At 62.0% G+C, this 17,710-nt stretch carries 13 protein-coding genes; 8 read left to right on the forward strand and 5 right to left on the reverse strand.

The window, feature by feature from the left end; genetic code table 11:
- Positions 1–29 precede the first annotated feature (29 nt).
- Complete coding sequence (locus SFUM_RS11230) at positions 30–1,568, reverse strand: B12-binding domain-containing radical SAM protein (protein ID WP_011699022.1); 1,539 nt, start codon at positions 1,566–1,568, stop codon at positions 30–32.
- A 446-nt stretch (positions 1,569–2,014) separates the two neighbouring features.
- Between SFUM_RS11230 and SFUM_RS11240 the strand changes: the two genes are divergently transcribed.
- The 7 genes from SFUM_RS11240 to SFUM_RS11270 all read left to right on the forward strand — a co-directional run bounded on the left by SFUM_RS11240 (position 2,015) and on the right by SFUM_RS11270 (position 9,886).
- Positions 2,015–3,268: an aspartate kinase gene (locus SFUM_RS11240; RefSeq protein ID WP_011699024.1), complete on the forward strand. Its 1,254-nt coding sequence runs from the start codon at positions 2,015–2,017 to the stop codon at positions 3,266–3,268.
- Between the two features lie 373 nt (positions 3,269–3,641).
- Positions 3,642–5,228: a citramalate synthase gene (gene cimA / locus SFUM_RS11245; RefSeq protein ID WP_011699025.1), complete on the forward strand. Its 1,587-nt coding sequence runs from the start codon at positions 3,642–3,644 to the stop codon at positions 5,226–5,228.
- A gap of 101 nt (positions 5,229–5,329) precedes the next feature.
- Positions 5,330–5,788 carry a hypothetical protein gene (locus SFUM_RS11250; RefSeq protein ID WP_041440340.1) on the forward strand — a complete coding sequence of 153 codons (459 nt, stop codon included), beginning with the start codon at positions 5,330–5,332 and terminating at the stop codon, positions 5,786–5,788.
- Positions 5,789–5,988: 200 nt separating this feature from the next.
- Positions 5,989–6,597, forward strand: a complete 609-nt coding sequence (locus SFUM_RS11255) for a ComEA family DNA-binding protein (RefSeq protein WP_167321337.1) — start codon at positions 5,989–5,991, stop codon at positions 6,595–6,597.
- Positions 6,598–6,775: 178 nt separating this feature from the next.
- Positions 6,776–8,506, forward strand: a complete 1,731-nt coding sequence (locus tag SFUM_RS11260; protein WP_011699028.1) for an HD family phosphohydrolase — start codon at positions 6,776–6,778, stop codon at positions 8,504–8,506.
- A 42-nt stretch (positions 8,507–8,548) separates the two neighbouring features.
- Positions 8,549–9,415: a TIGR02452 family protein gene (locus SFUM_RS11265; RefSeq protein WP_011699029.1), complete on the forward strand. Its 867-nt coding sequence runs from the start codon at positions 8,549–8,551 to the stop codon at positions 9,413–9,415.
- A 267-nt stretch (positions 9,416–9,682) separates the two neighbouring features.
- Positions 9,683–9,886 carry a hypothetical protein gene (locus tag SFUM_RS11270; RefSeq protein WP_041440342.1) on the forward strand — a complete coding sequence of 68 codons (204 nt, stop codon included), beginning with the start codon at positions 9,683–9,685 and terminating at the stop codon, positions 9,884–9,886.
- A gap of 333 nt (positions 9,887–10,219) precedes the next feature.
- On the opposite strand, the gene SFUM_RS21760 is transcribed toward SFUM_RS11270, so the two are convergent.
- The 4 genes from SFUM_RS21760 to SFUM_RS23140 are packed head-to-tail and all read right to left on the reverse strand — an operon-like array spanning position 10,220 to position 15,246.
- Positions 10,220–11,296, reverse strand: a complete 1,077-nt coding sequence (locus tag SFUM_RS21760) for a hypothetical protein (protein ID WP_011699030.1) — start codon at positions 11,294–11,296, stop codon at positions 10,220–10,222.
- A 10-nt stretch (positions 11,297–11,306) separates the two neighbouring features.
- Positions 11,307–13,976 carry a hypothetical protein gene (locus SFUM_RS11280; RefSeq protein ID WP_011699031.1) on the reverse strand — a complete coding sequence of 890 codons (2,670 nt, stop codon included), beginning with the start codon at positions 13,974–13,976 and terminating at the stop codon, positions 11,307–11,309.
- The gene (locus SFUM_RS23565) at positions 13,973–15,109 is read right to left on the reverse strand and encodes a protein-L-isoaspartate O-methyltransferase family protein (protein ID WP_208597059.1); all 1,137 of its coding nucleotides are present in this window, start codon (positions 15,107–15,109) and stop codon (positions 13,973–13,975) included. The genes SFUM_RS11280 and SFUM_RS23565 overlap by 4 nt, the downstream gene beginning before the upstream one ends.
- Positions 15,106–15,246, reverse strand: a complete 141-nt coding sequence (locus SFUM_RS23140; protein WP_153307211.1) for a hypothetical protein — start codon at positions 15,244–15,246, stop codon at positions 15,106–15,108. The genes SFUM_RS23565 and SFUM_RS23140 overlap by 4 nt, the downstream gene beginning before the upstream one ends.
- Positions 15,247–16,500: 1,254 nt before the next feature.
- Between SFUM_RS23140 and SFUM_RS11290 the strand changes: the two genes are divergently transcribed.
- Positions 16,501–17,616, forward strand: a complete 1,116-nt coding sequence (locus SFUM_RS11290) for a polysaccharide biosynthesis/export family protein (protein ID WP_041440343.1) — start codon at positions 16,501–16,503, stop codon at positions 17,614–17,616.
- The last annotated feature ends 94 nt before the right edge of the window (positions 17,617–17,710 follow it).

Below are 17,710 nucleotides of genomic sequence, written 5' to 3' on the forward strand. Positions count from 1 at the left end.
GCTCCGGACGGCCGGCTCCAGGACGAAGCTCATTCCACGGGATCGTCCGTCTTCAGCCAATTCCACTCCCCGGGATTCAAGGACAGCTTGGGAGACCAGAACAGCCGCCGAAAGTGATAGCCGTAGATGGCCATGGTCACCATGTCGGAAAAGGACTGGTGGTATTTGGAGACACCCTCCTGGATCAGTTTCCAGTAGTATTCGCGGCTCGGCTTCAGATCGGCTATGCCGAGGTAATACAGCGACCGCAGGAAGGTGAACAGGTCGTTTCTCTCGAGTTTGACCTCCACCCGCGGACGATAGTTCTTGAGGAACGCCAGGATGCGCCTGTAATACATCTCCGGCGAATAGATGGTGCTCATTACCCACTTGTACCCGTCGATAATCGTCTGGCGATCCATCCTGGGCGTGAAATTGAGGCTCCCGCTCACGTCCGTATTGTTGCCCGAAGCCTTGAACAGGAGCCGCCCCTCCTCTTCCAGCCGCTTGTAGAGCCGAGTTCCCGGCAGTGCCGTGAGCAGCCCGATCATGGCCGTCACGATGCCGTTTTTCTGGATGAAGTTGACCTGCCTCTGGAAGATGTCGGGGGGATCGTTGTCGAAGCCGATGATGAAACCGCCCATCACCGCCATCCCGTGCGCGTGGATGGCGCATACGGATTCGGAGAGACTGCGCCGCAGGTTCTGCGCCTTTCCGCATTCTTTCAGGCTCGCCTCGGACGGAGTTTCGAGACCGAGGAACACCTTGTTGAAACCCGCCGCAACCATGAGGTTCATCAATTCCACGTCGTCGGCGAGGTTGACCGAAGCCTCCGTGAAGAAGGTCAGTCGGTGCTTTTTAACGCTCTGCCACGCGATGATTTCTCTCAGGAGGCTCTTAACCTTCTGCTTGTTGCCGATGAAGTTGTCGTCCACGATGAACACGGACCCTCGCCAACCGCGATCGTACAAGGCATCCAGTTCGGCGATCACCTGCCCGTTGGGCTTGGTCCTGGGCACACGACCGTTGAGCACGATAATGTCGCAGAACTCGCAATCGAAGGGGCATCCCCTCGAGAACTGGATGCTCATGCTGGCGTAATCCTTGAAGTCGATCAGGTCCCACCTGGGAATGGGCACATTGTCCAGGGAAGGGTACGAACCGGCTTCGTACAACGGCTTCGGCACACCGTTTTCAAGGTCTGAAGCCAGTCTGCCGACCACGGCCTCGCCCTCCCCGATGACGAGATGGTCCAGATCCCGGAACTCGTCCCGGCAGGAGCTGAACAGCGGGCCGCCGCCCACCGTTTTGACGCCCAGCCCGCGGCACCGGTCCACCACCGCGCGGGTCGATTCTCTTTGCGCCAGCATGGCGCTCACGAAAACATAGTCCGCCCAGAGAAGCTCGGCGTCCGACATCTCCCGTACGTTCAGGTCGACCAGGCGCATCTGCCAGGAAGCGGGCAGCATGGCGGCGACGGAGAGGGCGCCCAGCGGAGGAAAAGCGGCTTTGCGGCGCACGACGCGCAACGCGTGGCGGAAACTCCAGAAGGTTTCAGATACTCTGGGATACACGAACAGTATCTTCATGAATGGATCCTCTGTGGCATGAGGGACGGCAACAAGACTGTACCTGGGATGCAGTTTATTACCGGCGAATGCTCAAATCAAGAAAATCCCGACGCGGCCCGCGGCCATTCCCCATGACAAAGGAAACGATTCCGATTCCCTTCTCCGGCTTGACGGCGATCCGCAGCCACTGAACGGGACGGTCCGCCGCGGGTTCCGGGCTCGACCGAAACGAACCCCGGACGCGATGGCGGCCGCGCCCATGTCCGGTCGAAGACACGAAGACACAAAGTCGTTGACGATTCCCGCCGGGCAGGGATGAAAAGCACTATACAAACCGGGACATTTATTTTATTAAACTATGTTTTCTACGGCCGGGCAGTCCCGGTTTTTCTTCACGTATTCCCCTGCTCTGCGAAACGCGAGGGTGAAACGATTCGGCTTTTTCAGGGAGGTCGAAGTCAGATATGGCGCTTGTCGTACAGAAATACGGCGGTACGTCGGTTGCGAATCCGGAACGCATCAAGGCCGTGGCCGAGAAAGTGGTGGGCCGTCGCCGGAAGGGTGACGACCTCGTGGTCGTTCTGTCGGCCCGGGCCGGAGAAACCGACCGATTGATCGCGTTGGCTCACGAAGTGAGCCTTTCTCCCGACGCCCGGGAAATGGACGTGCTTCTGGCCACCGGCGAACAGACCACCGTCGCGCTTTTCAGCATGGCGGTGAGGAACCTCGGAGTGGAAGCGATTTCAATGACCGGCTACCAGGCGGGCATCAACACCGACCGCAGCTACGGCCAGGCCCGGATCAGCGGGATCGAGACCCGGCCCATCATGGAAAAGCTTCATGAAGGCAGGATAGTGGTTGTCGCGGGCTTCCAGGGATATGACGACGAGGGGAACATAACGACGCTCGGCCGCGGGGGTTCCGACACCACGGCAGTGGCGCTGGCAGCGGCCCTGGGAGCCGACGTGTGCGAAATATACACCGATGTGGAAGGCGTTTTCACGGCGGATCCCAACGTCTACTCCAAGGCAAGGAAACTCGACCGGATCAGCTATGAGGAAATGTTCGAAATGGCGAGCATGGGCGCTAAGGTGCTGCACCTGCGTTCGGTCGAATTCGGCATGAAATACCACGTTCCCATCATGGTGCTTTCGTCTTTCACGGACGCCCCCGGCACGCTCGTCACCAAGGAGGATGAAGAGATGGAAAAAGTGGTCGTATCCGGAATCACTTACAACAAGAACGAGGGCCGGATCACCATCACCAATGTTCCCGATCAGCCGGGCATGGCCGCCAGGGTGTTTCGGCCCATCTCCGATGCGGGCATCAACGTGGACCTCATCGTTCAGAGCGGCGCCGGGATTCCGGGACGCGCCGATATTTCCTTCACCGTTCCCAAGACCGCGCACAAGAAGGCCATGGAGATCGTTGAAGCCGTGGCGCGGGAAATCGATGCGGGCCCCGTTCACGGCAATGCGAGCATCGCCAAGATTTCCATCATCGGGCTGGGGATGAGAAATCACAGCGGCGTGGCCGCCAAGATGTTCGATTCGCTGGCTCGCGAGAACATCAACCTCAAGATGATCAGCACCTCGGAAATAAAGATTTCGTGCATCATCGAGGAAAAATACGCTGAACTGGCCGTGAGAGTGCTTCACGACGCGTTCGAGCTCGAGACGGCGCCCCACGGGAGAATCGAGGTCCAGGAAGAGACGTGATCGCGGAGTGCGGGTTCACGCTGTTTCGCTCCCCCGGTCTTCCACCGCAACACATCGCCTTGCCGCCCGTTCACGCTGAAAACGGATGAACACTCGCCACGCGGGTCCGGAAAACTCCGGAAGCCCTTTCGAGAATCCGCGACGCTTTCCCGCCGTTCGGCTTCTTGTGCAAAGCTTGCTGCCTGCGCGGCTTCCGGGGAGGCTGCGCGACCCCCCGGCAGGGGACGCAAGCAGTGGAGCACGACCTGCCGGCGCGGCCGATGTTCCCCGTTGACGCAGACCTCGTCCGGTTCCTTTTCATGTTTGCCTTGAAACCCCCGCCGCCCGGCACTGCGGGCGACGGCCGGGATCGAGATTCATCGAGGACAAGCCTATGCGAAAAGTGGAAATATACGACACGACGCTTCGGGACGGCACCCAGGCCGAAGACTTCGCGCTTTCGGTGGAAGACAAGGTCCGGATCGCGCTGAAGCTCGATGACATGGGGTTTCATTACATCGAGGGTGGATGGCCGGGTTCGAATCCGAAAGACATGGGGTTCTTCGACGAAATCCGGAACTACGATCTCAAACACGCGCGAATCACGGCCTTTGGAGCAACCCACCATCCTTCGCGCACCGCGGAAACGGATGAAAACCTGAAAGCGATCGTGGACGCCGGGACCGAGGTCGCCACGATTTTCGGCAAGAGCTGGACCGTGCACGTGAAGGACGCCCTGAACACGACGCTCGAACGGAACCTGGAGCTCATCCGGGACAGCCTCGGTTATCTGCGCCGGCATTTCCAGACCGTTTTCTACGACGCCGAGCATTTTTTCGACGGTTTCAAGGCAAACAGGGAATACGCGCTCGCCACGATCCAGGCGGCCGTCGACGCGGGCACCGAGTGCGTCGTCCTGTGCGACACGAACGGAGGCTGCCTCCCCGGCGATATCCGGGACGCCGTCACCGCCGTCAAGGAGCGGTTTCCCGGAATTCCTTTCGGCATCCACACTCACAACGACTCCGATCTGGCGGTGGGGAACACGCTGATCGCCGTTGAGCTCGGCGCGGTCCAGGTACAGGGAACCATCAACGGAATGGGCGAACGCTGCGGCAACGCCAACCTGTGTTCCATCATCCCCAACCTGATGCTCAAGATGGGGATTTCCTGCATCGACGAGGAGAATCTTCGCAAGATGCGCCCTGTCAGCCGGTACATCCTGGAAGTGGCCAATGTACCGTCGAACCGTTACCAGCCGTTCGTCGGACGCAGCGCCTTCGCTCACAAGGGGGGAGTTCATATCAGCGCCGTCGAGCGCAACCCCGTCACATACGAGCACATCAATCCCGAACGGGTCGGAAACCGACGGCGCGTTCTGATTTCCGACCTGTCCGGTCGGGCGGCCATTAAGCGCAAGGCGCAGGACTACGGCCTTCGGATCTCCAAGCGGGATCCCATCGCCATGCAGGTGCTTGAAGAGCTCAAAGACCTCGAAAATCAGGGATTCCAGTTCGAAGCGGCGGAGGCGAGCTTCGAGCTGCTCATCAATCGCGCCATGGGCCGCAGCAAGCGCTATTTCGAGCTGCTGGGCTTCCGGGTGATCGACCAGAAGCTGGCCGAAGAGCATCCGCCGGTGGCCGAGGCAACGATCCAGATCAAGGTGGGCGGCAAGGTCGAGCATACGGCGGCGCTGGGGAACGGCCCGGTGAATGCCCTGGACAACGCCCTGCGCAAGTCCCTCGAAAAATTCTACCCGCGACTCAAGGAAATGGAACTGAGCGATTACAAGGTCAGGGTGCTTCCGGGGAGCCCGGGAACGGCCGCGAGAGTCAGGGTTCTGATCGAGTCCCGGGATGCGCAGGATCAATGGAGCACGGTGGGCGTATCCCACGACATCATCGAGGCGAGTTGGCAGGCCCTTGTGGACAGCATCAACTACAAGATGTACAAGGTGGAAAAGACCGACAGGGAAGACTGATTCCGCGGGAGCGTCGCCGAATTCGCGCGCGTTCGGGAAATCCGGGAACACCGGCATCGTATTCCGTCCTTGCCGGCCAACCACGGGGAGAGGAGTTGAAGATGAAGAAGCTTTATCTCGCATGCCTTGCAGCCGGGTTTGTTTTCATGGCCTGTACCCTTGCCCGGGCCCAGGATGGGGGCATCAGCGCATCCGACGTTGCGGGCGTGCCGAGCGAATTCGCCAAGGTCGAGAAGGAACCCGACCCCGCCCTCCTGGGCGGCTGGAAGTGCGTGTACCAGCGTTTTCGTCCGAAGACCGGCGACTACGACCCCGAACCGGTGGAGTTCTACCTGGCCAAATACGGCGACAAGTTCGGACTCTATTTCTATCGATCCAAACCGGAAGGCGGGGGCAAAGTCTACCGCGGCTGGCGGGAATTCACGATCAACGGCAAGGAAATCACTTCCGAGACCGGAATTCGTTTCTTCACGGAAGGCGGCAAGGTCTTTTTCAGCTGGGAACGCGGCCAGAAGGAAAAGCCCGCCGAGATGACACGCATCCCGGGACTCGACAAGTAGTCCTCCCGACGCCGCGGGCGCGTGACGCCGGGGACCGGCTTTGCGCTCTCCCGCGCAACGTCGCGGGAATTGCATGATGCCCGGGAATGCACTATCCTGTTCACAACGCTCCGGACAGGGGCGCGTCGTCCCGCCGTTGTCGCGGCACCTGGCCGGGCATTGCCGTCACGGGACTTGCGAAACGTGACACCGGATTCCACGTGGAAAAGAATTCCGGGACCGGAAGCATCGAACGCGAACTCCGCGTCGCCGTCGCCACCGTTGCCGCGGCCGTTTTTCTGACGGTTCCGGCGCGGTTCCACCATACGCGGTCGGCATCGACCGTTTCCTCCCCCGCCCCGATCCTTGCCGAAGCCCGCGGCGATGTCCGAAATCCCGGAATCTACGTTCTGGACCAGGGGCGGGATTCCGTTGCCGGATTGCTTGACGCCGCCGGAGGGCTCGGCCTCGGGATCACGATGGAGGGAACGGCCGGAATCGGCTTCACGGAACGTTTGAAAAGCGGCCAGGCCGTGCAGTTCGCAAAAGGGCCTTCCGGCGCGCCGGAAATCCGGATCGAGGAGATGCAGGCCGCCGCTCTCCTGACCATCGGAGGGAAGCTGGACCTGAACCGCGCCGGAGTGAAGGATCTGTGCCTCATCCCCCGGATGAAACCGGAAACCGCCTCCGCCATCGTCGCGCGTCGCGCTGAACGCCCGTGGAACTCCCTGCAGGAGCTGGGCGAGCTTCCCGGCATCGGGCCGAAGACGATCGAGAACTGGCGGGAGTACCTCGAGGCGGCGCCTGTCCCCCCGGCCGGCACACACTGACCGGAGGGACGGCAAAGACTCTGCTGCCGCGTGCCTGAATCGGGCCTCAACACGATGCCCGTCACAATTGAGGCGTTGTCTCCGATCGGAGGAACCGCTCGGCGAAATTACCGCCCGCCCTGCAGAAGGCGCGGGGGAGAAACCGGGCCGGCATGGAGTTCATCGAAGGGAGGGCGAGATGAATGAGCACGGCGCAACCCACGGACCGGACGTGTCGCACCGGAGCGAAAACGAGCGCGACCTGGAGCTGCTCAGGAAATACTCGCACGACAGAGGCCTCAACCGGCTGCTGCGGACGGTCGTCGAAGAAGTGCGCAATTACGCCGAAGACCAGATCTCCAGGATCAGGCGTCTGACCCAGATCGGCATTTCGCTGTCTTCCGAGAAAAACATAAGCCGATTGCTGGAGATGATCGTGTCGGAGGCCCGCCGATTCACCAATGCCGATGCGGGAACCCTGTACATCGTCGATTCCGGAAGGACGGAGCTCCGTTTCGCCATCATGCAGTGCGAGAGCATGAACGTGATGATGGGCGGCGCCGGCGGCCACGCCATCGACCTGCCGCCCATTCCGCTCATGAAGGGCGGCAAGCCGAATCATGCCAACGTGTCCTCCTATGTCGCGCTGACGGGTGAAATTGCCAATATTCCCGATGTTTACGTCGCCGGCCATTTCGACTTCACCGGCCCGAGGGAATACGACGCCAGAACGGGCTATCGTTCGAAATCCATGGTCGTCATTCCCATGAAGAACCACGAGAACGAGATCATCGGCGTCCTGCAGCTGCTCAATGCGACGGACCCGGAAACAGCCTCCATTGAGGCCTTTCCCGACGAACACGTGGGCCTCGTCGCGTCGCTGGCCTCCCAGGCGGCGGTCGCCCTGACCAACGCTCAACTCATCCAGGAGCTCAGAAATCTCCTGAACGCCTTCATCAAGAGCATCGCGACGGCCATTGACGACAAGTCCCCGTACACGGGCGGACACATCCGCAGGGTGGTCGACCTGACCATGATGCTGGCCGGAGCGGTCAACGAGACCGCGAAAGGAGCGCTGGCCGGGGTTTCCTTCAACGCCGACCAGCTGGAAGAGCTCCGCATGGCGGCCTGGATGCATGACGTGGGGAAGATCACGACCCCGGAACACATCGTCGACAAGCGCACCAGGCTCGAAGCCATCCATGACCGGATAAAGCTCATCGAAACCCGTTTTCGACTCATCGAACAGACCATTCGAAACGACTTCCTCGAAAGTCGAATCCGCTGGCTGGAAAGCGGCGGCTCCGATCCGTCGTCGGCGCCTCTCCGGGCCGAGCTGGACGCGGCATTGGGGGCGTTGCGCGAACAACGTGAATTCGTTGCGCGGTGCAACAATCCCGGGGAGTTCATGGCCCCCGCGAAGGTCGACCGGTTGAAGTCGATCGCCGCGCGGACCTTCACGCTGGGCGGAACGGCATTCCCCTATCTCACGGAAGACGAGCTCCACCACCTCTCCACTCCCAGCGGAAGCCTCACGCGCGAGGAGAGAACCGTGATCGAGCACCACGCCATCATGACGTTGAAAATCCTGAGCGAGCTGCCTTTTCCGGGAAGGCTTGCCCGCGTCCCTGAATTCGCCGCCGGTCATCACGAGAAAGTGGACGGATCGGGTTACCCGTTGGGTCTCAAGGAAGGCGAGCTGCCCATCGAATCCAGGATATTGGCCATCGCCGACATTTTCGAGGCGCTGACCGCCGGGGACCGTCCCTACAAGCATCCCATGAAGCTGTCTCAAGCCGTCAGAGTGCTGGAATCGATGAAGAAGGACCGTCACATCGACGCGGACCTGCTGGATCTTTTCCTCTCGGAGGGCATTCACCGGAGATACGCGGAAAAGGAACTCCGCCGCGACCAGTTGGACGAAGGTTAGACCCGGGCCCGCTTCGGCGTGGGTTCCCATGGGGGGAGACGCATGGCCGACAGGACGATCGTAAAGCAACTGCGGATTTCACGGGAAAAGGCAAGAGCTCTCGGAGAACAGACCGTCGCAATCCTGAGCGCCGGATACTACATCACCGAATCGGGCGTTCGGGTCGACATCCGGCGGCAGGTCGACGCTGCGGTTCGCGGAACGGTCTCGTATCCGCCCGGCAAAACGCCGCTCGGCGTGTCGACGCGTCAGGGCGCCACGATGGTCGAAGTGCGTAATGAAACGACGCTGGCCGCGGCCCGCGCCCTGACGGCATCGGGGCTGCAAACCGCGGCCCTCAATTTTGCCTCCGCCACGACGCCGGGCGGCGGGTTCCTGCAGGGCGCGCGGGCGCAGGAAGAATACCTGGCGAGATCCTCCGCGCTGTGGGCCTGCCTGCGCGATAACCCCATGTATGCCCACCACCGGGCGCAACGCCATCCATTCTATACCGATTATGTGCTCCATTCCCCGGATGTCCCGGTGCTGCGCGACGATGACGGGGTTCTGCTGGAGGAGCCGTATTTATGCTCGATCATCACTTCTCCCGCGGTCAACGCGTTCCAGGTGTGGCGCTACGCACCCGAACGCATTTCCGAGATTTCCCCCGTAATGAAGACGCGGATACTCAAGGTTCTGGCCGTCGCGATAGAACACGGCCACGAAGCGATCGTGCTGGGGGCCTGGGGTTGCGGGGCGTTCGGAAACGACGCCGGCGAGATTGCGAACCTTTTCCGAAACGCCCTGGAAGCCGACTTTCGCGGTGCGTTCGAACGCGTCGTGTTTGCCGTAGCGGATTGGTCCGAGGATGAAAGGTTCATCGGACCGTTTCTTCGGGCGTTCGGCGGAGGGCAAGTCCGGTTTGCATAGACCGCCGGCACGGTCCGGGCCGTTCACCCAAGGAATCCGGTGCGCGCGCGGCCTTCGCTTCCTCGATGCGCCCGGCTCCGGTGGCGCCTGGTCTGGAGGCGCGCCACCAATGAGCCCCATGCCCCGCCGGAATCCGGATGAGCGAATTTTCATGCGGCGAAGCTCGATCCCGCGAGCAAAACTGTGCACCTCCTGCATGGAATCTGTTATAATAAATATTTGTTGGCCGTCAGTTATCACCCATAACGAAAAGAGAGGGAATTCCGAATGAAACAGCCGAGCAAATCCGCTACCGACCTGAAGGCACTGATCAATCACGCGATTCAGGATCTCGAGGTGACTCCGTCGGAATACCAGGCGATCATGGATCTCGCCCACAGCGACAGCGTCCTGGACAAAGAGGAGAAGGCGCTCCTCTCCCAGTTCAACGAAATGATAAGCAACGGGACCATTTCGAGGGTTCGGGGTTGATCGGCGGGAGCCCGCGGATCTTGTCCCCCGGTTTCCGTCGTCGGTTCCCTTTCGGAACCCCGTGAACGGCGAGGGATTATCCCGGCGGCGCGGCCTCATGCCGAGTTGCATTCAGGATCGCAAGATACGGAATCAACGAAAAATGAGGCGGGCGGGGATAAACCCGCGCCTATGGTCCGATGTGCCGGTCAGACATGGCAATAGGCCGGTTCGGCCGTAGCAAGGGGAGGGCTTTATGCCCTCCCGCCCGGGCTCAAGCGGCGCACGGCCGAAGCGGGAGATGCGCGGTCTCGTCCCGGGGGGATATCCCGCCGATAAGGGACGGTTTCCGCTTCACTTTCCCTTCCCGATGGCCACGAGCCGCAGGAGGTCCGCCACGGGTTCCGCCGGCGGCCCGAGGAGCGGGATCTCCATGTGGGGCGTCTCGCTCGCCACGAAATAGATCTCTCCCCGGGAAACCGGGCGCGCGGGCCATTCCCGGTTGATGCGGAGCCCGTGTCGGCCGACGTGGGCGGCGAGCTCGGCGCTGTTCCGTTCGCACGCCCCCCGCGTATGCACATTCACGAAGAAAGCCTTCCGGCCCTTTCTTTGAATCCACTTCCCGAACTTGTCCACGTCCTCGTAAAGCGCGTCCAGGAGGATCACGCCTTCGATCCGCTCGCTCGCTCCTCCGCGGTCGAGAATGTAGGCCACTGCCTTGTATCCCCCGCTGAAGGCGGCCAGCAGGATGGGGGCGCTCCGGCAGCGGTCGCGGTGTTTCCCGCCGAGTCTCGCGCTCACCGTATCGGCCGCTTCCTCCATGAATGCGCCGAACGCCCCTTTGCGAAAGAGCTTCCCCGGGCTCGAATCCGCGGCGTCCCTGGCAAGCTGGGGCATCACGAGGATCACGTTCCTGCCCGAAGCGTCCACCTGCCCGTCCAGGTTGAACTCGGCGTTGGTCTTACGTACGTCCGACTTGATTCCGTGGAAAAAAACCAGGAATGCGAAGGGCTTCTTCGGGTTGAAATGCGGCGGGACATGGAACAGGACGCCGCGATCCACGTAGTGGTCTTTTTCCGGGAGCCTCTCTCCGTACCGGTTGGTGTGAGAGCGCGCGCCGGTCTCGGGATCGACGTGATCGAAGAAATCCACCCGGGTATCGCCGTACTTGCCGCGATAGGGGAACGGAGCGGCGTCCAGGTTAACGATGAAGGTGCCTTCCCGCGCCCGGCTTGCCTCGGCGGCCCGGGCCGCGGTTTCAGAACCCGGTTTCTCCCCGGCCGAAAGCGGTGCCGGGTTCTCCCCGCCTCCACCGGAATTCCCCATGGCGCCCGCTCCCCCGGCGGCCGGAACCGCCGATACGCAGCACACGGCCACGCCGGCCGCCGCAACGGCGACGCGCAGCAGCTTCAAGGATAACGCTCTCACCATGTGCGATCGCTCATCGAACCGCGGCCGGAACATCCGGTTTGCGCAGTCCCCGGAAGGAAACCAGGGCGACCAGGTACGCGACGGCCGATACGAGAAGGATCGAAGACAACCCGAACAGCACGGACAACAACGGCGCAAGGGCGGCCCCCACGACGGAAAAGGAGCCGTTGATGCCCCACGCCCACACGAAGAATTCTTCCTTGCCCAGCTCCGAGAGGGTGGCCATCCCGAGGGCGAAGGGAAACCCCATCAGGAAAGCCGGTGGAAAGAGGAGCGCGAGGCACGCCAGGATCCTCGCCCAGTAGGGATACGTTCCCACGCCGGCCAGCAGCGGATCGAGGCCCACGGCGTAAAGCAGCAGAATCCCCACGATGGAGGAGCAGACCACGAGGATGGTGCCGGACGCCCGGGAAACGAACCTTCCCGACACGTAGCTGCCCACCCCGGAGAAGAGCAGCATGCCGGTGATCAGAACCGCCACGGATACCGTGGCGTTTCCCAGGCACAACAGCACCTTGCTGATCATGCCGATTTCGATGACGATGTAGCCGATGCCCAGGCACAGAAAGTAGGCCACGATGCCGAGCTTGCCGCGGCGCCGCCCGAAGAAGGCCTTCCAGCCGAAAGCGACGGGAAGCAGCAGGAGAATGGACCCGAGGGAGGCGGACAGGAAAAGCGTCGCCCAGAGCAGCAGGTATCCCCATTCGTCGGAGATGGATTCCAGCCGGTCCGCGAAATCCGCGATGTCCGCCGGCTTAACAAACCCCGCGAAATACGGGCGGTCGTTGGTCAGCCAGTCGGTGTTGAAGACGTACCCGTCGCTCACCGTCTTGAAATCGCCGTGGATGAGCCGATCCACCACCAGCCGGTACAGGTTTCCGGCCGACAGATCCTGAGCTTCCGCCTGCCCGCCCGAAGCGTCCGCGGCGGGAACGACCGCCGCGGAAAGGTCCCCGGGCGTGTTCACGGCGGCGGTCGTTTCCCCGGGCGGCGAACCCACGCTGATCGGAAACCCCGCGCTTTCCGGTCCCGCGTCTCCCCGGGGCCCGAAGTACACGCTCCGATAGGCGTCAAAAACGGCCGCGAGATTTCCGGCCGCCCCGTCCCGTTTTTCCCATGGCCAGACGACCTCGAAGCTCATCTTTGCGCAGTACTTGCCAAGCTCCCGGAATTCTTCCGCCGTGAACCCGCCTTTCTTGTACAGTGCCGTGAGCGTGGAAAGATAGGTGTGAGCGATGAACAGGCTCTGGCCGGTGCGTTCCGGCCCGGCCTCCCCCGCGGCCTTGATGATGGTGGTCAGAAGTTTCAGCGCGGACTTGGGAGGATCCTCCCTGTTCCAGACGGTCACCGAAAGAATGCCGCCGTCGCGCAGGGCGCGGATACACTCCAGGAAGGTCTCCTTCGTATAGGTATACTTCTCATGGATGGGCGACCCGCCCGGCATGGAAAGCCCCGTCGAATCGGCCAGGCTGAGATCGACGATGTCGAACGCCTCGCGCCGTTGCCCGACGTAGATCCTGCCGTCGCTCGGGACCAGCTCGACAAGGGGGTTCGCAAGCACGTGCCCCGTGAACTCCGCAATGAACGCGCTGTCGCGCACGGCCCGTATCACCATGGGACTGCCCTCGGCCACGGTGACCTTGCGCGCCCCCATGGCGAGGGCCACGTTCGTCGAGATGCCTCCCCCGAACTGCATCACCAGCACCTCGGGCTCCTTCTTCAGGAGATAAGGCATGGACAGGGGCAGGAACCGGATGTATTCCTTCTGCTTGTCCGGGAGCTTCTTCATGATGCCGATGGGGCCGTCCCCGTCGATGTACATCCCGAGAAAGGCTTGTTCCGGCATCTCGTCGAGGTAGAGCGTGGCCGCGTCGCTGAGGCCCGGGGCGAAGTGAAAATACGAGCTGGAATAGACTTCCAGCAGCCCGAACGGGCTCGCGCTGAGGTAGACCCGCTTGGCGTCGGGAAACTGCCGGGCGTAGCTCACGCCCTTGTAGGGGGACACGTTGATCTGCACGAATGCGTGGCCCGTGAGGAGCGAAACCAGCACCGACACCGCCAGGGCGGGCAGGAGCCGCGGCTTTCCCCGCCCTGCCAGCCACAGGAGCGCCCCCGCCGCCCACAGGGCGAGGGGCGCCAGGTAGAGCCGCTCGGGCAGCAGCCCGTACATGGCCGCGAAGAGGACCATCCCGCCGAAGCCGGACCCGCACATGTTGGCGAAATACACTTTGCCGAAGCTTCGCTGCCCCATGAGGAAGAACAGCCCGAGCAGCATGGCGCCGATGAGAAACGGGATGAAGTACAGGAGGAAATAGCACCCGAGATAGACTTTCTGATTCGCATCCGAGGCGAGGAAAATGGGGTTGAAAGGCACGCTCTGCGCGAGCGAATTGGCCGCCGTCATCGCCGGTCCGAACAGGATCACGCCCCCGTTCATCCAGGCGGTCATCCGTTCCTTGAAGGCCCCTTTCCAGATGCACAGAACGGTGCTGAACACCCCGAACCCGAGCATCGCAATGCTGACGATGGTGGAGCCGAAATGAGACCAGCCGCTGTTGGCGAACACGCGCATGACGAACAGCTCATACGCGATGACGGCGCCCGAAATGAGCGCCAGCGCAAGGGTGTCCCCGAGGGGGAGACGCTCGGTGGTCGGGCCGGTGCCCGCAATGTCGCTCATTTGAAGTGCGTGCCGCCCCCCTTCTTGGTGAACGGGACGAAGGCTTCCTTCTTGCGCCCCTGGTAGATGTCTTCCCGGACGATGGCGATGTTCCCGTCGGCGTCCCGGTTCTTGGTGACCTTGAGGACCACCTGGGCCCCCGGCGGTCCCACGGGGATGACCATGACTCCGCCGGTCTTGAGCTGCTTGAGCAGAGGCGGCGGGATGTGGTCGATGCCGCAGGTCACGATGATCTTGTCGAAGGGCGCGTGCTCCTCCCATCCGTAGTATCCGTCATCGGCCTTGCGCCCGATGCCGGCGTACTCCGGGTATCCGGCGGCGACGAGCCCGGTGTAGAGCCGATCCGTCTCCTGGGCCAGGGGCTCGATGATTTCCACCGTGTAGACCCGGTCGGTGAGATAGGCCAGCATCGCCGCCTGGTAACCCGATCCCGTTCCGATTTCGAGCACCTTTTCGCCGGGCTTGAGGTCCAGGGCGGAAGTCATGCGCCCGACGAGGTGCGGACCGGAGATGGTCACGCCGTAGTGAATGTCGAGAAACGCGTGATCGTAGGCGCGGCCGAGATTCCATTTCCTGCAGAAAAATTCCCGCGGGGTCAGCAGGTAGGCCTTGACCTCCCTTTCGGTCTTCAGATCCTTGTTGTGGATCATCGCCACTCCCCGCTCGAAGCGCTGCTTCAAGTATTTTTCCTCCTCGCCCCGCTTTTCTTTCATATAGCTCACGAACTTCTGAAGGGAATCGACCGGAGGATCGAGATCGGGCACCCCTCGGGAGGCGGCCGGGGCCGGGGTGACGGTCTTGGCGGGGGGCGGCTCCACCGGATTGCCCTGTCCCGGAGCGCCTGCGACGGGCGGGCTCGGCGCAACGACATTGCCCTGCCCGGGGGTAAGGGTCCCGGCGGGCTTCCGCTCCGCGGCAATACCCTGTCCCGGCGTGACGGCCCCGGCCTGGCCCGGCTCCGCGGCATTGTCCCGTTCCACGCCGCCGGGACTTGGGCCAGCAGCGCCTGGCGCTCCCCGCGCGATTGCCCGGTCGTCCGGCGAGAAGGCGAAAGCGGAGACGAAAACGCCCGCAACGGCAAGACAGATTCCCGCAAACACAACGAACACGCGCATGGTTTTCCCGTGGATCATTTCATCTTCCTCGAGCTCTGCTTCTCCGCGGCGATACGGACCGTGCCGGAAAGAAAGGAATCCCGGCCGCCGTGATAACCGGGAGGTTCAAGACGCCGGGCGGCAGGAGCATGTCCTGCCGCCCGGAACACGTTCATGTTCAAGGATCCTTGCGATTGTCTCGATCGATCGTTCGGTCGGAACCAAATGACCAATCGGTGCATCTCTACCTTACAACAAGCGATTTGTGAAGTGCTCCGAAAAATCGTCCGTCCCGCAAAAAATGCCGCCCGAGCCGGGTGGAGCGGGGAGCGTTTTGCCGGCTTGGCCATGGGCGGGATGAAACCGCGCCCACCCCACCGAAACGTAGGGTGGGATGCGCGGCAGCGCAGCCCACGGCTCTGACGGCCCCCTGCCCCGGCCGTCGGCGGCATGAGAAAGATGGGGCCGTCGCCGCTCTGGTTTCCCGGGCGATCCATTTCTTCGCCCTCTGTTTCTCATGAAGCCGGACAGACCGATTTTTTTTCGACCATCCCTTCGCCGCCCCCCTTTATTCCGACCACTGATTCAGGGCCGAATTAATATATTAAATTCTCTTAATGATTGACTTTTTTTCGTCTTTTCCCTCCATTGAATCAAAATTGGAGACCTATGGTGAATCCAGCGTATAACCCATTGAAATGGTATATAAAATTTATGACACACAGATACACATTCATACTTCATGCAAATCTTCTTGATCTTTATTTGAACCTCGCTATAATTGGCGGAAACAGTGTGGGACAAGCTATTGATCCGCATGACGCGCTCAGCTTAAAAGCCGAGAACAGTTCTTAACGATCCTTTTGACCTTCTTCTCTCCCCTGCACTGTATTGTTTCAAGACTCTAGTTGTTCGCCGCAGTTAACCTTTTCTTAGTGTCCGTTCGGGAGACCTCTTGCATGGAACAGGTTTGTTCCTGTTCCGTCGGAGCGAAAGACGTCGGATGTTTGCGTGCGTTTGTGGCTCCGTTTTCCCGAGGACGTGATCGCGTTTTCAAGCCCATATCGATTCCGCCCTGGCGGTTACATGATGAAAGGGATCTGTAACCGAGTTTGCGGAGCTTTGCGCGGGCGGTCCTTGAATGTTCCCCGATTTTGAGCGCTCACTTCAGGCAAGAGCGCAGACGTTGTGCCGAAAACGAATGTCGCGCGGCCGCGGTTGCTCGCGGGCGCATGGTTTACAGATTCCGTTCGGCCGTATCGATCACCCCGAGTCGGCGTGATCGAGAGGGTATGGCCTTCGCGGCCGCGGAAGGTTCGCTCCGCCCCGTTGCGCGGCCAGTGGAGGAATACCCGTCCACGGGCGTGGGCGCGGGTCGCGGGGGCAAGCTTTCGTGCTTTGCCTGACAATCCGGAACGAGAGGAACATCGATGAGGTTGACGCGCAGTCTTTTGGCGATCCTGGCCGTCTGCATGTGGATATCGGGCTGCGGCGGGGCCACGTGGGAGAACCGCGTGGTGTCCGGCAGCACCGGGCCCGTGTGGGAAATCCGGTCCGCCCGGTCTTCGCGGGCCGTTCAGTCCGTGCCGCAGCAGGCCCTGACCGAGGTGGACCCCCAGGCCAGACAGATCCGGCTCCAGGAACAGCTGTTGAAGCAGGCCGCCCTGGCGGGCGGAGGCGACTTCAAGGATTACCGGGTGGGCCCGGAGGATTTGTTGCAGGTCGGTTTCCTCGATGCGGAGAAGCTCAGCTCGGAGGTCCGGGTGGACGGCGAGGGCAGGATCCGGCTGCTGCTGGTCGGTGACGTGGAGGTGAGCGGTCTGACGCCCGTGGAGATCGCGAGGAAGCTCACGCGGCTCTACCGGGAGGGCGACTACCTGCGCAATCCCCAGATCGCGGTGGCCGTCAAGGAATACCGGCATCAGAAGGTCGCCGTGACGGGAGCGGTGAACAAGCCCGATCACTACGCGCTCATCGGCCCGCGCACGCTCCTGGAAGTGCTGGGCATGGCCGGGGGGCTGTCGGAAAAGGCCGGCGAGTCGGTTCACGTCATACGCCCCCGGGACGGCGCTTCGGCGTCTTCGGCCGAATCGCTCGAACCGTCCGCATCTTCGGGGACGCAGACCGTCGTCGTGGATCTCAACCGGTTGCTGCTCAAGGGCGCCACCGAGTTGAACGTCCCCGTCAGGAACGGAGACGTCGTTTTCGTGCCGTTCGCCCAGACGGCTTTCGTCCTGGGGGCCGTCACCAAGCCGGGAGGCGTGCTTTTGCAGGACAACATGACGGTGACCAAGGCCATTTCCCAGACGGGGGGCCTTCACATCGTGCTCTCATCCTATCACGCCACCATTTTGCGCGTGGACGAGGACGGGCGGCGCAGCACCCTCCCGGTAGACCTGGGACGGATCACCGGGGGCAAGCAGGAAGACGTGGCGCTGAAGGCGAACGACATCGTGTACGTTCACGAAAGCCCGACCCGGCGGTTCCTGTTCGACATCAAGATGTTTCTCCCCGGCAGCGTCGGTTTGAACCCGGCGGCGCTGTGAACCCGCGGTGCGCTCGAGTCCGCGGCATCGGGCGGCGGGGCGTGAAGTACTTCCTTCGTGCGTCCGGCCGGCACATCGGTCCGTAGCAAGGGAC

The sequence above is a fragment of the Syntrophobacter fumaroxidans MPOB genome (assembly GCF_000014965.1).
Classification (GTDB): Bacteria; Desulfobacterota; Syntrophobacteria; order Syntrophobacterales; family Syntrophobacteraceae; genus Syntrophobacter; species Syntrophobacter fumaroxidans.